The organism is Kitasatospora sp. NPDC051170, assembly GCF_044455705.1.
GTDB lineage: Bacteria > Actinomycetota > Actinomycetes > Streptomycetales > Streptomycetaceae > Kitasatospora.
Genome location: NZ_JBITFA010000010.1, coordinates 223,483 through 236,676 on the forward strand (window position 1 = coordinate 223,483; position 13,194 = coordinate 236,676).

At 74.5% G+C, this 13,194-nt stretch carries 10 protein-coding genes and 5 tRNA genes; 6 read left to right on the forward strand and 9 right to left on the reverse strand.

What is annotated here, in order from left to right; all coding sequences use genetic code 11:
* Positions 1-131: 131 nt before the first annotated feature.
* A complete protein-coding gene (locus tag ACIBCA_RS22095) occupies positions 132-2,780 on the reverse strand; it encodes a SpoIIE family protein phosphatase (RefSeq protein ID WP_396284649.1) in 2,649 nt (882 codons plus the stop codon).
* 88 nt (positions 2,781-2,868) lie between these two features.
* Here ACIBCA_RS22095 and ACIBCA_RS22100 point away from each other — a divergent pair, with 88 nt between their 5' ends.
* Complete coding sequence (locus tag ACIBCA_RS22100; protein WP_396284650.1) at positions 2,869-3,672, forward strand: TrmH family RNA methyltransferase; 804 nt, start codon at positions 2,869-2,871, stop codon at positions 3,670-3,672.
* A gap of 1,120 nt (positions 3,673-4,792) precedes the next feature.
* Here the strand turns inward: ACIBCA_RS22100 and ACIBCA_RS22105 are convergent.
* Positions 4,793-6,610, reverse strand: a complete 1,818-nt coding sequence (locus ACIBCA_RS22105) for a protein kinase (protein WP_396284651.1) — start codon at positions 6,608-6,610, stop codon at positions 4,793-4,795.
* 408 nt (positions 6,611-7,018) lie between these two features.
* Here ACIBCA_RS22105 and ACIBCA_RS22110 point away from each other — a divergent pair, with 408 nt between their 5' ends.
* Positions 7,019-7,219 (forward strand): hypothetical protein, encoded by a 201-nt coding sequence (locus ACIBCA_RS22110; RefSeq protein WP_396284652.1) that lies wholly within the window; start codon positions 7,019-7,021, stop codon positions 7,217-7,219.
* A 259-nt stretch (positions 7,220-7,478) separates the two neighbouring features.
* On the opposite strand, the gene ACIBCA_RS22115 is transcribed toward ACIBCA_RS22110, so the two are convergent.
* The 5 genes from ACIBCA_RS22115 to ACIBCA_RS22135 form a co-directional block, all read right to left on the reverse strand.
* Positions 7,479-7,550 (reverse strand) — tRNA-Val (locus ACIBCA_RS22115).
* 41 nt (positions 7,551-7,591) lie between these two features.
* A tRNA-Val gene (locus tag ACIBCA_RS22120) sits at positions 7,592-7,663 on the reverse strand.
* 41 nt (positions 7,664-7,704) lie between these two features.
* Positions 7,705-7,776 (reverse strand) — tRNA-Val (locus tag ACIBCA_RS22125).
* A 34-nt stretch (positions 7,777-7,810) separates the two neighbouring features.
* A tRNA-Cys gene (locus ACIBCA_RS22130) sits at positions 7,811-7,884 on the reverse strand.
* Positions 7,885-7,924: 40 nt separating this feature from the next.
* Positions 7,925-7,997: transfer RNA gene (locus ACIBCA_RS22135), tRNA-Gly, on the reverse strand.
* Positions 7,998-8,305: 308 nt separating this feature from the next.
* Between ACIBCA_RS22135 and ACIBCA_RS22140 the strand changes: the two genes are divergently transcribed.
* From ACIBCA_RS22140 to ACIBCA_RS22150, 3 genes are all read left to right on the forward strand, one after another.
* The gene (locus ACIBCA_RS22140; protein ID WP_396284653.1) at positions 8,306-9,364 is read left to right on the forward strand and encodes a chorismate-binding protein; all 1,059 of its coding nucleotides are present in this window, start codon (positions 8,306-8,308) and stop codon (positions 9,362-9,364) included.
* A gap of 61 nt (positions 9,365-9,425) precedes the next feature.
* Positions 9,426-10,256, forward strand: coding sequence for an aminotransferase class IV (locus tag ACIBCA_RS22145; protein ID WP_396284654.1), 831 nt, complete (start codon positions 9,426-9,428; stop codon positions 10,254-10,256).
* 73 nt (positions 10,257-10,329) lie between these two features.
* Entirely contained in the window at positions 10,330-11,178 is an 849-nt protein-coding gene (locus ACIBCA_RS22150) for a GNAT family N-acetyltransferase (protein ID WP_396284655.1), read from the forward strand.
* Positions 11,179-11,185: 7 nt separating this feature from the next.
* Here ACIBCA_RS22150 and ACIBCA_RS22155 read toward each other — a convergent pair whose 3' ends face one another.
* On the reverse strand, positions 11,186-11,686 hold the full coding sequence (locus ACIBCA_RS22155; protein ID WP_396284656.1) for a DsbA family protein: 501 nt from the start codon (positions 11,684-11,686) through the stop codon (positions 11,186-11,188).
* A 91-nt stretch (positions 11,687-11,777) separates the two neighbouring features.
* On the opposite strand from ACIBCA_RS22155, the gene ACIBCA_RS22160 reads away from it, so the two are divergent.
* Entirely contained in the window at positions 11,778-12,239 is a 462-nt protein-coding gene (locus tag ACIBCA_RS22160; RefSeq protein ID WP_396284657.1) for a hypothetical protein, read from the forward strand.
* Positions 12,240-12,267: 28 nt separating this feature from the next.
* On the opposite strand, the gene ACIBCA_RS22165 is transcribed toward ACIBCA_RS22160, so the two are convergent.
* Entirely contained in the window at positions 12,268-12,837 is a 570-nt protein-coding gene (locus ACIBCA_RS22165) for a CGNR zinc finger domain-containing protein (protein ID WP_396284658.1), read from the reverse strand.
* Positions 12,838-13,194 lie beyond the last annotated feature (357 nt).

Here is a 13,194-nt window from a genome sequence, read left to right on the forward strand (position 1 = left end):
CGGGCGGTCTGGTGTGGGGGGGGGGGGGCCGCGGCCCCCCCCGCCGCCTCCCGGATGGGCGCCCGCCCCTGGCCCCCGGGGGGTGGGGTAGGGGGGCCCGCCCGACTCCCCACTCCGCCCGGTTCCCACCGTCACTCCAGCGGCTGCTCCGTCCAGATGACCTTCCCCGTCGCCGTGTAGCGCGTCCCCCAGCGGTCCGCGAACTGCGCGACCAGGAACAGCCCGCGCCCGCCCTCGTCCTCGCTCGCCGCGTACCGCAGGTGCGGCGAGGTGCTGCTGCCGTCCGACACCTCGCAGATCAGCGCCCGGTCGCGCAGCAGCCGCACCCGGATCGGCCCGGAGCCGTAGCGGATCGCGTTGGTCACCAGCTCGCTGAGGATCAGCTCGGTGACGAACGCCGCCTCATCCAGCCCCCAGGCCTCCAGCCGCCGCGCCACCGCCGCCCGCACCTCCCGGACGGCCGCCGGGTCCGAGGCCACCTCCCACTCCGCGACGTGGTCCGGCGCCAGCACCCTCGTCCGCGCGACCAGCAGCGCGATGTCGTCCTGCGGCTCGGCCGGCAGCAGCGCCCCCAGCAGGTCCGCACAGGTCTGCTCGGGCGTGCGCGCCGACCCGGACAGCACCGTCCGCAGCCGCTCCAGCCCCGCACCGACCTCCCGGGTGCGGTCCGCCACCAGGCCGTCCGTGAACAGCACCAGCCGGCTGCCCTCGGCGAGCTCCACCTCCACCGACTCGAACGGCAGGTCCGCCAGCCCCAGCGGAGGCCCGGTCGGCACCGGCGCGAACTCCACGTGCCCCTGCGGGTCCACCACCGCCGGCGCCGGGTGCCCGGCGCCCGCCATCGTGCAGCGGCGCGAGACCGGGTCGTAGATCGCGTACAGGCAGGTCGCCCCGGCCGGGCCGAAGCCCTCCCCGGCCGCCTCCTCCCGGTCGATCCTGCTCACCAACTCGTCCAGGTGGCCCAGGAGTTCGTCCGGCGGCAGGTCCAGCGTCGAGAAGTTGTGGATCGCCGTGCGCAGCCGCCCCATCGTCGCCGCCGCGTGCAGGCCGTGCCCCACCACGTCCCCGACCACCAGCGCCACCCGCGCCCCCGGCAGCGGGATCACGTCGAACCAGTCCCCGCCCACCCCGGCCCGCGCCGGCAGGTAGCGGTACGCCACGTCCAGCGCGTCCTGCTCCGGCAGGCTGCGCGGCAGCAGGCTGTGCTGCAGCGTCACCGCCATCTCGTGCTCCCGGGTGTAGCGCCGGGCGTTGTCCACGCACACCGCCGCGTGGGCCACCAGCTCCTCCGCCAGCACCAGGTCCTCCGCCTCGAACGGCTCCGGCCGCTGCGCCCGCCAGAACCGGACCACCCCGAGCAGCACCCCGCGCGCCCGCAGCGGCACCCGCAGCAGCGAGTGCACCCCGTACGCCAGCACCTGCTCCGACTGCTCCGGGTCCTGGCGCCGCCAGCCCTCCGCCTCCGCCAGGTGCGGTTCCAGGCCCGGCTCGCCGCTGTCCAGCGCCCCGGCCAGCGGGGTGGCGGGCACCACGTCCAGCACCGTGCCGACCGGGTGGAACGGCGCGTCCTCGCGCACCCCGGCGAAGGCCGTGCGCCGCACGCGCCCCAGCTGGCCGCCCGGCGGGGGCTCCTCGCCGGTGAGCACCTGCTCGGCCAGGTCCACCGTGACGAAGTCCGCGAAGCGCGGCACCGCGACCTGCGCCAGCTCCTCCGCCGTCCGCGTCACGTCCAGCGTGCTGCCCACCGTCATCCCCGCGTCGTACAGCAGCCGCAGTCGCCGCTGCACGGTCTCCACCCGGCCGCTCAGCGCCAGCAGCTCGGTGGAGTCGCGCAGCGTCGCCACGCAGCCGGGCGGTCCGCCCGCCTGGTCCGTCAGCCGTACGTTCACCGCGAGCAGCCGCTCGCCAGCGGGCACCACCTGGTCGGTCACCGGGCGGTCGGCGGTCAGCAGCTCCAGCGGGGCGGGCTCCAGGCCCAGCTCCGTGACGGGGCGGCCCTCGGCGTCCGGCGGCAGGTCGAGCAGGCGGCGGGCCTCGTCGTTGCAGAGCAGCAGCCGCCCGTCCCCGGCGACGATCACCACGCCCTCGCGCACCGCGTGCAGCACCGCCGCGTGGTGTTCGTACATCCGGGTCATCTCCGCCGGGTCCAGCCCGTGCGTCTGGCGCCGCAGCCGCCGGGTGATCAGCGCCGTCCCCAGCGTGGCCAGGGCGATCGCGCCCGCCGCCACGGCCAGCACCACCGGCAGCTGGCGCTCGCTCGCGGTGTCCACGTTCTTGACGGTGATGCCCGCCGAGACCAGCCCGGCCACCGAACCGTCCGGCGCGTACACCGGCACCACGGCCTGCACCAGCGGCCCGAGCGTGCCGTTGACGCGCTCGGTCACCACCTTCCCGTGCAGCGCGGGCTCGAAGGTGCCGATGAACATCTGGCCGATCCGGGCCGGGTTCGGGTGGGTGTAGCGGATGCCCTGATCGCTCAGCACCACCACGAAGTCCACCCCCGAGGCCACCCGCGCCGCCTCCGCCCTCGGCTGCAGCACGGCCGTCGGATCGGGGGAGCGCAGCGCCTCCACGATGCCCGGCGCGTTGGCGAAGGTCTGGGCCACGGCCACCGAATGGTCGCGCGCCTCCTGGTCGGCGTCACCCCGCGACTGCACCACCAGTGCCACCGCCGCGGCGATCACCAGCAGCAGCACCACCAGGATCTGCAGCGCGAACACCTGCCCGGCCACCGACCGCAGCCGCACCGGCCAGGGCCGCCTCGCGCGGGGTCGGGCCATATGGTCATGTTGGCACTCCCGTCACGCCGGGACCACCCGCCCCTTGGCCCGTTTGGCCTTCCCCGCCCGGCCTTGGCAAGATCGCAGGGTGTCCGAACCCAGCACCGTCACCGACCCCGCCGACCCGCGCCTGGCCGACTACACCGGCCTGACCGACGTCGAACTGCGCCGCCGCCGCGAACCCGCCGAGGGCCTGTTCATCGCCGAGGGCGAGAAGGTCATCCGCCGCGCCCTCGCCGCCGGCTACCGGATGCGCTCGATGCTGCTGACCGCCAAGTGGCTGGACGTGATGGCCGACGTCATCGCCGAGGCCGACGCCCCCGTCCACGTGGTCGACCCCCACCTCGCCGAAGCCGTCACCGGCTACCACGTCCACCGCGGCGCCCTCGCCTCCATGGAACGCAAGCCCCTCCCCGACGCCGCCACCCTCCTCACCACGGCCCGCCGCGTCGCCGTCCTCGAAGGCCTCGTCGACCACACCAACCTCGGCGCCATCTTCCGCAGCGCCGCCGCCCTCGGCATGGACGCCGTCCTCCTCTCACCCGACTGCGCCGACCCCCTCTACCGCCGCGCCGTCAAGGTCTCCATGGGCGCCGTCTTCGCCGTCCCCTACGCCCGCCTCGACCCCTGGCCCGCCGCCCTCGACACCGTCCGCGCCGCCGGCTTCACTCTCCTCGCCCTCACCCCCGCCGAAACCGCCCTCGACCTCCCCACCCTCCCTCCCCACCCCAAAACCGCCCTCCTCCTCGGCGCCGAAGGCGACGGCCTCACCCCCCAAGCCATCGCCGCCTCCCACCACCCCGTCCGCATCCCCATGTCCCACGACATCGACTCCCTCAACGTGGGCGCCGCCGCCGCCGTAGCCTTCTACGCCATCACCACCACCCCCTGACTCCCCACCCCCACAGGAAGTCGACCACCCCGACTCCCTACGCAACGCCGTCAACCCCCCAGCACCCAGCGCCGACCCACCCGACTTCCCACACCCACCCCAAGCGACGCCCCCCACCCCGCACCCCGCGCGCAGCCCCACAGCCCGGCCACACTCCCGTCCCTTGCGCAGGAAGTCGGCCGCCCCGACTTCCTGTGCTCGCCATCAATCCCCCCGCGTCCCCCTGTGCGCGCTCTCGTGCCTCCGCGCTGGGAGTCGACTGCGCCGACTTCCAGCGCTCGCCGCACGGCGTCCCCAGCCGATGTGCCCTCGCTCCGCGTGGCGGCCCATCAGCTGTCTTGCGGCCTGGCCGCGCTTCGCCGGTTGCGCTGGAAGTCGGCCAGCCCGGCCTTCTGCGCAAGGCGATCAGCCCCGCATCCCTCCTGCGCGCGTGCGCCGCGCGCTCCTCCGCATAGGAAGTCGGCCCAGCCGACTTCCAGTGCTCGCCCCGAGCGAGGCCTCACCTCACACCCCGTGCGCGCAGCCCCGTAGCCCGGCCACGCTTCCGCCCCTTGCGCAGGAAGTCGGCCGCCCCGACTTCCTGTGCTCGCCATCAATCCCCCCGCGTCCCCCTGTGCGCGCTCTCGTGCCTCCGCGCTGGGAGTCGACTGCGCCGACTTCCAGCGCTCGCCGCACGGCGTCCCCAGCCGATGTGCCCTCGCTCCGCGTGGCGGCCCATCAGCTGTCTTGCGGCCTGGCCGCGCTTCGCCGGTTGCGCAGGAAGTCGGCCCACCCGACTTCCAGTGCGCGCCCCGAGCGACGCCCCACCTCACACCCTGTGCGCGCGGCCCACAGCGCGGCCACATTCCCGCCGCTTGCGCTGGAAGTCGGCCGGCCCGACTTCCTGCGTTCGCCGTGAGTCTCCCCGCATCCTCCGCAGGGCAGCTGCCACCCCTCCTGCGGCCGACGGCACGCCGGCCCGCCGTCGCGTCGCTTTGCTCGCCTCCCGGGCAGCCCGCGGCGATGTCACCCTCGTGTGCCGGCCGGCCGCATCTCGCCGCGTTTCCTGCGCAGCAGGGTGGTCGTGCGGGTTCGCGTCGGCGGGGTGTGTGCGGGGGAAATCGATTCCGCTGAGGTCGGGTCAGCCGGTGGGGGCCGTGGGTGGGGCCGGGGCGGCGGCGGGGGGTGGGGTGCCGCCGGAGGCGCCGGCGCCGGGCCAGGATTCGTCGAGGGTGCCGTCGGGGCGGACGGCGTAGCGGGTGGAGGTGGTGGCGCCGGTGGCGGGGACGCGTTCCTCGCGGACGACGGTGCCGCCGTCGAGGCGCCAGGTGGGGGCGGCCTGCGGGTCCGCGGCGGAGGTGCGGGAGGCTGCGGCGACCGGGGTGTTGTCGGCCGCGAAGGTGTACATCTGCACGAGGTCGACCGGCACCGAGCCCTCGGTGCGCCGCAGGACGACGATCGAGGCCGGCGCCCCCCGGAAGCGGGCCGGGAGCACCGCGCTGAGCGAGACCTGCGGTCCGGCCCCGGCCGAGTGTCCCTCGCGCAGGGTGATGCCGGGCCCGCCGGTGCCGTCCGGGTAGGTGCGGTTGGGCCAGTCCACCGCGGGCCCCGGTCCCTGGGCCGCCGCGAGCGAGGAGTCCGCGGGCGGGACGCTGCGCGCCGCCGCCGGTACGGGCGTGCCGCTGGACTGCGGCGCCACGTCCGCCGAACCTCCGACCGCGGGAGAGGAGGTCGCGGGCGCCCGGTGCCCCTGGTTGCCGCGCTCCTCGCACCCCTGGGCGGCCGCGATCGCCAGGGCGACCCCGAGCGTGACGGTGACGAAGACCACCAGCCGCTGCCGCAGCAGCCGCTGCCGGGCGTTGCCGGGCGGGCGCCCGCCGGGCCGTCCGGGCGGGGGGGTGTGCGGCCGCGGGGGCCGCAGCGGCCGGGTGACGGGTGTCGGCTCGGGCCGGGGGAGCGGGGCGCGGGCGGGCCGTCGCGCGGCCGCACCGGAGGCGGCCCGCGCCGCGGCCTGCGGCTCGGGGGAGCGCCCTGGCCCGGGCACCCCGTGGGCGGGGGCGGCCGGAGCGGCGGCGGCACCCGAGGCGGTGGCCCCCCGCCCGGCCCGCACGGCGCGCCCCCCGGAGGGCGCCAACGCCGCACCGCGCGCCGCCAGTTCGCTGAGCCGCTCGTGCAGCGCGGCCGCGCCGGGCCGCTCGGCGGGCTCCTTGGCCAGGCAGGCCCGGATCAGCGGCGCGAGCTGCGGCGGTACGGCCGACAGGTCGGGCTCCTCGTGGACAACCCGGTACAGCATGACCTCCGAGGAGGCGCCGGAGCCGAACGGCGTGTCCCCGGTGAGCGCGTAGGCGAGCGTCGCCCCGAAGGCGAAGACGTCGGTGGCCGGGGTGACGGCCGCGCCGCGCACCTGTTCGGGCGCGAGGAAGCCGGGGGAGCCGACGGCGGTGCCGACGTGCGTGAGCGTGCTGGCGCCGCGCGACCACGCGATGCCGAAGTCGATGATCCTGGGGCCGCGCGGCGACAGCAGGATGTTGGAGGGCTTGAGGTCCCGGTGGACGACCCCGGCCTCGTGCACCTTGACGAGCCCGTCCGCGAGCGCGGCCCCGATCCGGGCGGCCTCGGGCCAGGCCATCGGGCCGTCGTCGCCGACCCGCTTGTAGAGGGAGGGCCCGGGCACGTACGCGGTGGCCAGCCAGGGCCGCTCGGCCTCGATGTCGGAGCCGACGACGCGCGCGGTGCACGCACCGCGGATGCGGGAGGCGGCGGCGATCTCGCGCGCGAAGCGGGTGCGGAACTCCTGGTCCTCGGCGAGCTCGGCGCGGATCAGCTTGAGGGCGACGCGCTGCCCCTTGCGGTCGGAGCCGAGGTAGACGACGCCCATGCCGCCGGCGCCCAGTCTCCGGTGCAGTCGGTACGGCCCGACGATGCGGGGGTCCTCACGCCTCAGCCGCATCATCGCCATGTTCCCGTTCCCCGTCAGCCCGTGGTTGAGGCCCCGTCGGTTGGGGCATCGTCAGTTCCTGCCTGGCACAGCTTACGGACTGCCCGCTGCGGTGTGCTGATACGCAACACCTGAAGCGGCCGTGCGATTGTCCGATCTTGGGCTGACCCGCAGGTCACAGGGGTGGCCGATCCCGCCTCGGGGTTCCCCCTCAGGGTTCCCTCGGGGGCCGGATCGCGGCTCTCTCCCCCTGCGGTAGTAGGCCCTAAGTACGGCAGTCATCCTCCGGGATGCCCGAGGAACAGTACGACGGCATGACGCTCGAAAGGCCCCTTGACCAATAGCGTTGTCCTCAGCGGTGGACGGGGAGCTCGTCCCCCGAGGTAAGCCGTCCACCGCGCCAACTCGACCGGATCAGGAGCAGGGCCAATGGCACCGCAGGTCACGGGATCTCCGCGCCGCCGCCGCCCAGCCTTCGTCCAGTCCCGGTCCACCGAGCAGCGGACGCGGCACCCCGCCGTGGCGCTGGCCATGGCCCTGCCGTGCGCCGTGCTGCTGGTGATCCTCTTCGGTGGTTGGGAGCAGATGGCGAACCAGGCCCAGGCCGTCGTCGACCTGCTCGGCCGCTGAGACACCCGGCCCTCAGGGGCCGGCCACAGAACGGGCACGGATCCCCTGGGGACGGGGATCGGTGTCGCCGGGGAGAGCCGCGGCCGCGATGACACGCGGACGGGCGAGAGCGGTGCGCAGAGCGCCCCGGCAGGCGGAGACGCCGCGTACGGACGTCGGTGAGGGCGACCGTACGCGGCTTCTCCTTTTTCCGGATCCACGGGGAAGCCGAAAAGGCCGGAGCCGCGATCCTCACGGATCGCGGCCCCGGCCGTCACTGTGCGCGATACTGGGATTGAACCAGTGACCCCTACCGTGTCAAGGTAGTGCTCTCCCGCTGAGCTAATCGCGCCTGGTAAGGCGTTCCTGCAACGGACTCCATGGAGTCCGACGTGCGCGATACTGGGATTGAACCAGTGACCCCTACCGTGTCAAGGTAGTGCTCTCCCGCTGAGCTAATCGCGCCTGGTAAGGCGTTCCTGCAACGGACCCCGTGGAGTCCGACGTGCGCGATACTGGGATTGAACCAGTGACCCCTACCGTGTCAAGGTAGTGCTCTCCCGCTGAGCTAATCGCGCGGGGAGGTCTCCCGGCGGAACCGGGCGATCCTCTTGGAGGTGGAGACGGGATTTGAACCCGTGTACACGGCTTTGCAGGCCGTTGCCTCGCCTCTCGGCCACTCCACCAGGCAACACTCGAAGAACGATCTTACACTGTTCTCCATCGAGCGGACGACGAGATTCGAACTCGCGACCCTCACCTTGGCAAGGTGATGCTCTACCAACTGAGCTACGTCCGCCTGTCTCCCGGGGATCTTCACCGCTTTTTCTCGGCTGCGCTCCCTGGCGACGTGTTGAACTCTAGCGGATTCCCGGGCCAGCTAAAAATCCGTTCCCGCAGCGTGCCGAGGGGATGCCCTCCGCGTGCCGTCGCGTCAGCCCCGGCGAGGGGCCACCGGCCGCCACCTGCACCGCTCACGGACGATCACCCGCAGGCCACCCGGCGCACACCCGCGCGACGCCCGCGCCTGCTCACGCCCCCGGCCCCGGCGGGCGCCCCCGACCTACACTTCAGGCACCGCCCTCAGCACCACCGCGCAGGAGAACCGTGTCCGGCCCGATCGACCCCCGCACCCCCCTCGCCCGCTTCGGCGGCCGCCTGGCCACCGGGCTGCGCGACGTCACCTCGGACCCGGCCGCCCTGGACTCCGCCGGCCACTGGGCCGTCGCGTACGACTTCGAGGGCCGCCTCACCTGCGCCCGCTTCGAACAGGTGCGCCCCGCCCCCGCCCCGCCCTCCGGCGCCGGCTGGCAGGGCCCGGCCGCCGGCGACTGGCACAGCTCCCTGGACCGCGCCGCCTACACCGCGGGCGTACGCCGCATCCGCGAGCACATAGCCGCCGGCGAGGTCTACCAGGCCAACCTCTGCCGCGTCCTGTCCGCGCCGCTGCCCGACCCCGCGCGCACCGACATCGACGCCCTCACGGGCCTGCTCGCCCGCGGCAACCCCGCCCCGTACGCCGGCACGATCCGGCTGCCCGACCACGGCGTCGAGATCGCCACCGCCTCGCCCGAGCTCTACCTGCGCCGCAGCGGACGTACCGTCTCCTCCGGCCCGATCAAGGGCACCGGCCGGACGGAGCACGACCTCCTCGACAAGGACCACGCCGAGAACGTGATGATCGTCGACCTGGTCCGCAACGACCTCGGCCGCGTCTGCGACACCGGCAGCGTCACCGTCCCCGACCTGTGCGTGGTCGAGAAGCACCCCGGCCTGGTCCACCTCGTCTCCACCGTCGAGGGCACCCTGCGCGAGAGCGCCGGCTGGCCCGAGCTCCTCGCCGCCACCTTCCCGCCCGGCTCCGTCACCGGCGCCCCCAAGTCCAGCGCCCTGCGGATCATCGAGGCCCTGGAGACGGCCCCCCGAGGCCCCTACTGCGGCGCGATCGGCTGGGTCGACGCCGACCGCGGCGAGGCCGAACTCGCCGTCGGCATCCGCACGTTCTGGATCGACCGGCAGGATCGCGGCGCCCCCGTCCTGCGCTTCGGCACCGGCGCCGGCATCACCTGGGGCTCCGACCCCGAACGCGAATGGGACGAGACGGAACTCAAGGCCGCCCGCCTCGTCGCGATAGCGTCGGGCGGCCACACCCCCGACGCCTCCTGACACCCCCCGACACCCCCTGAAACCCTCTGATCCTGACACCCCCGATGAGGAGCAGCGCCCGATGCACCACCCCACCACGAGCTGGGTCAACGGAGCGCTCGTCGACTCCGCCCGGGCCGCCGTCTCCGTCCTCGACCACGGACTCACCACCGGCGACGGCGTCTTCGAGACCATGAAGGTCGTCGACGGCCGCACCTTCGCCCTCACCCGCCACCTCGACCGGCTCACCCGCTCCGCCCGGGGCCTCGGCCTGCCCGACCCCGACCACGACCTGGTCCGCGAAGCCTGCGCCCAGGTCCTCGCCGCCGACCCCGTCCCGCTCGGCCGCCTGCGGGTCACCTACACCGGCGGCGTCTCCCCGCTCGGCTCCGAACGCGGCACCGCCGGCCCCACCCTGGTCGCCGCCCTCGGCGCCATCACCCGCCGCCCCGACGAGACGGCCGTCGCCGTCGTCCCCTGGCGCCGCAACGAACACAGCGCCGTCGCCGGCCTCAAGACCACCTCGTACGCCGAGAACGTCGTCGCCCTCGCCGCCGCCCACCGCGCCGGCGCCTCCGAGGCCCTGTTCGCCAACACCGCAGGCCGCCTCTGCGAGGGCACCGGCTCCAACGTCTTCCTCGTCCTCGGCGGCCGCCTGCTCACCCCGCCGCTCGCCTCCGGCTGCCTCGCCGGCATCACCCGGCAGCTCGTCCTCGACTGGTGCGGCGCCGAGGAGGCCGACCTCCCGCTCGACGCCCTCCGGGACGCCGAGGAGATCTTCCTGACCTCCAGCACCCGCGACGTCCAGGCCGTCACCCGCGTCGACGACCGCGAACTCCCCGGCACCGGCCCCGTCACCGCCAAGGCCATGGCCGTCTTCGCCGAGCGCAGCGGCGACGACCTCGACCCGTGAGCGCCCGAGCGGCCCGGGCCCGGGGGCGCAGCCAACGGTTCTAACCTCCCCGACGAGGGGAAGGGGCCCTCACATGACCACCACGCTGCGCCCCGAGGGCCCCGAGACACCCACCGCGGCCGGAGGCCGCACCAGACGCTGGCGGATACTCTCGAACGGCCGCCAGGTCGGCGCACTGCGCACCACCGCGGATCCGCAGGGGCGTCAACTCTGGGGCAGGATATCCGAGTTGGAGATCACCGAAGGCCGCGGCCGGGGGCGCGGAACCTTCGGAGCCCTGGCCGCCGAGGAGATCCTGCGCAGCTGGGGCTGCCTCCGGATCGACGTCAGCGTCCCCGCCGCGGCCGAGGCGGCCCGGGGCCTCGCCGCGGCTCTCGGCTACACCGAGCGCACCCTCGGCATGGCCAAGCGACTGGCCGGCCTCCCCGCCCTGCCGCACGGGCTGGAGGCGCGCCCGTTCGACCCCGCCGACCTCGACGACTGGTTCGCCCTCTCCACCGAGCGCTACCACCAGGCACTCGTCGAGTCGGGCCTCACCGAGGAGCAGGCCCGCACCAGGACCTGCGCCGTCGACCCGGCCGTGCAGAGCATCGGGAACCCCGGCGTCGTCCTGCGCCGGCTCCACGCCGCCGACGGCACGGAGGGCATGGACGGCCCCTACGGCTCGCTCTGGCTCCAGCTGCGCCTGCGCGACCTGCCCGACGGCGAACCGCTCGCCTGGGTGATGGGCGTGGAGGTGTCCCCGCCCCACCGGGGCCGGGGACACGGACGCACGCTGATGCTCCTCGCCGAACGCGAGTGCCTGGCCGCCGGCGTCCACAACCTCGGGCTCAACGTCTTCTCCCGCAACGAGGTCGCCGTCCGGCTCTACCGGTCGCTGGGCTACACGGTGACCGAGCGCCTCTACGGCAAACCTCTCTGACGGCCGGTCAAGAAGCCCTGGCCGCCTCGACGATGGCCACGATCCGCTCCCGCAGACCCTCCTGGCTCTGCCCGCCGTCCAGCCGCTGCCCGCCGATCACGTACGTGGGCGTGCCCGTGACCCCGATCGCCCTGGCCTCCGCCTGGTCGGCGTCCACGGTCAGCATGTGCCGCCCGTCGATCAGCGCGGTGTCCACCTCCTCGGCGTCCACCCCGACCTCCCGGGCCACGTCCAGCAGCACCTTCTGCCCGCCCTTGCCCAGCTCCTCGGTCCGCAGCAGCAGCGCCTCGACGAACGGCCACCCGAGCCCCTGCGCGAACGCCTCCTCGGCTGCCTCGGCGGCGGCGTAGGCGTGCTTGTGCTTCTCCAGCGGGAAGTGCCGCAGCTCCACGGACAGCGCGTCGCCGTACTGCTCGCGCAGCGCCCGTACGTCGTCCAGGGCGGTGCGGCAGTCCGGGCACTGGAGGTCGCACCAGAACTCGAGGCGGGGGAGGGAACCATCGATCATCCCCCCAGTGTTCCATCAATGGGCACCTCGACCAGCCACAGGAGGCACCGATGACCAGGACCACCGGACGCGGACGCGAAGGGGTGCGCCCGTGCTGACGGCGGCGATCAGCTTCGTGCTCACGGCGGGCGGGGTGGCCGTCGCCGGTCTGCGGGCCTGGCGCCGGCGCTTCCTCTCGGCGACCCGCTGGTTCGCCGTCGCCCTGCTGCCGGCCGGGCTCTACCTGACGGGCCTGTTCCCGCTGGCCACCACGATCGGCCGCGAGTTCGGGCACTGGGCCGCCAAGCTGGTGTTCGACCCCCGGGTGTGGACGGGCGTCGCGCTGCTCGGCGTCTCCGCCGTCCTGCTGGTGACCACCCGCTGGGTCGGCCGCCGCGGCGAGGTCGAGCAGGCCCCGGACCGCCCGGCCGCCGCCGGCCCGGCCCCCGAGCGCCCCGCGGTCACGCCCGCCCCGCCGAAACCGAAGCCCGGGAAGCGGTCGGGCAAGCGCGACGACGGCCTCGGCGGCGACTTCGACGACATCGAGGAGATCCTCCGCAAGCGCGGAATCTGAACCCGTGAACGCGCGGGCTCAGGCCGGCCTAGACGGAGGGAACGGCCTCCGCCGAGCGCTGGCGCGCCCGGTACGCGGCCACGTGCAGCCGGTTCCCGCAGGTCCGGCTGTCGCAGTAGCGCCGGGAGCGGTTGCGCGAGAGGTCGACGAAGACCCGGGCGCAGTCCGGCGCCTCGCAGCGCCGCAGCCGCTCCCGCTCGCCCGCCATGAGGATGAAGACCAGCGCCATGGCCAGCTCGGCCGCCAGGTGGTCGCCGATCGCGGCGTGCGGCGCGAAGTAGTGGACGTGCCATCCGTGGTGGTCGTGGTTGACCAGCCGCGGGGTCGTCCCGGCGTCGGTGACGATCGCGTTGACCAGCTCGGCGGCGTCCTCCGTGGACTCCGTCGCGAACACCTCGCGCAGCCGGGTGCGCAGCTCGTGCACCCGGTGCAGGTCGTGCTCGGTCAGCGAGTCGATCTCGCTGACCTCGTTGCGGATCACGAAGCCGTCCAGCGCGGCGACGTCCGGCAGCTTCTCGTCGCCGCACACCTCGGGTGCGGTGTTGAGCAGGTCGACGAGGATGCTCAGAGCGCACTCGGTGTCGTGGGTGATCAGCACGGTGGGGGCTCCTCGCGCAGGGGGACTCGTGGTACCCCGCGGTCACGGTTAACCCAAGACCATACCCGGCGCCGCCGGGGATGGGTGGCGCGTTCGTTCGAAGGCGTGTACGGATTCCGCCAGAGCCCCCCAAACCGGGCGCACGCCCCCCGCGCGCCTCGGCGCACCCTTCGCACACTCCCCTTCGCGCACCCCTCTTCGCAACGCCCTCCGGAGAACACGACGGCGCCCGGCACCGGAACCGGCCACCCGTACGGATGACCGGCTCCGGCGCCGGGCGCCTGCGGTGTCACCGGCCCGCCCCGGTGGGAGCGGGCCGCTCACCGACCCCGAGGCCGCGTCGTGCGCGGCTTGGTC

Coding starts and splice junctions, on each gene's coding strand:
- ACIBCA_RS22095 (WP_396284649.1), bottom strand. CDS start 2,780: ATGGCCCGACCCCGCGCGAGGCGGCCCTGGCCGGTGCGGCTGCGGTCG.
- ACIBCA_RS22155 (WP_396284656.1), bottom strand. CDS start 11,686: ATGATCGATGGTTCCCTCCCCCGCCTCGAGTTCTGGTGCGACCTCCAG.
- ACIBCA_RS22150 (WP_396284655.1), top strand. CDS start 10,330: ATGACCACCACGCTGCGCCCCGAGGGCCCCGAGACACCCACCGCGGCC.
- ACIBCA_RS22110 (WP_396284652.1), top strand. CDS start 7,019: ATGGCACCGCAGGTCACGGGATCTCCGCGCCGCCGCCGCCCAGCCTTC.
- ACIBCA_RS22145 (WP_396284654.1), top strand. CDS start 9,426: ATGCACCACCCCACCACGAGCTGGGTCAACGGAGCGCTCGTCGACTCC.
- ACIBCA_RS22105 (WP_396284651.1), bottom strand. CDS start 6,610: ATGGCGATGATGCGGCTGAGGCGTGAGGACCCCCGCATCGTCGGGCCG.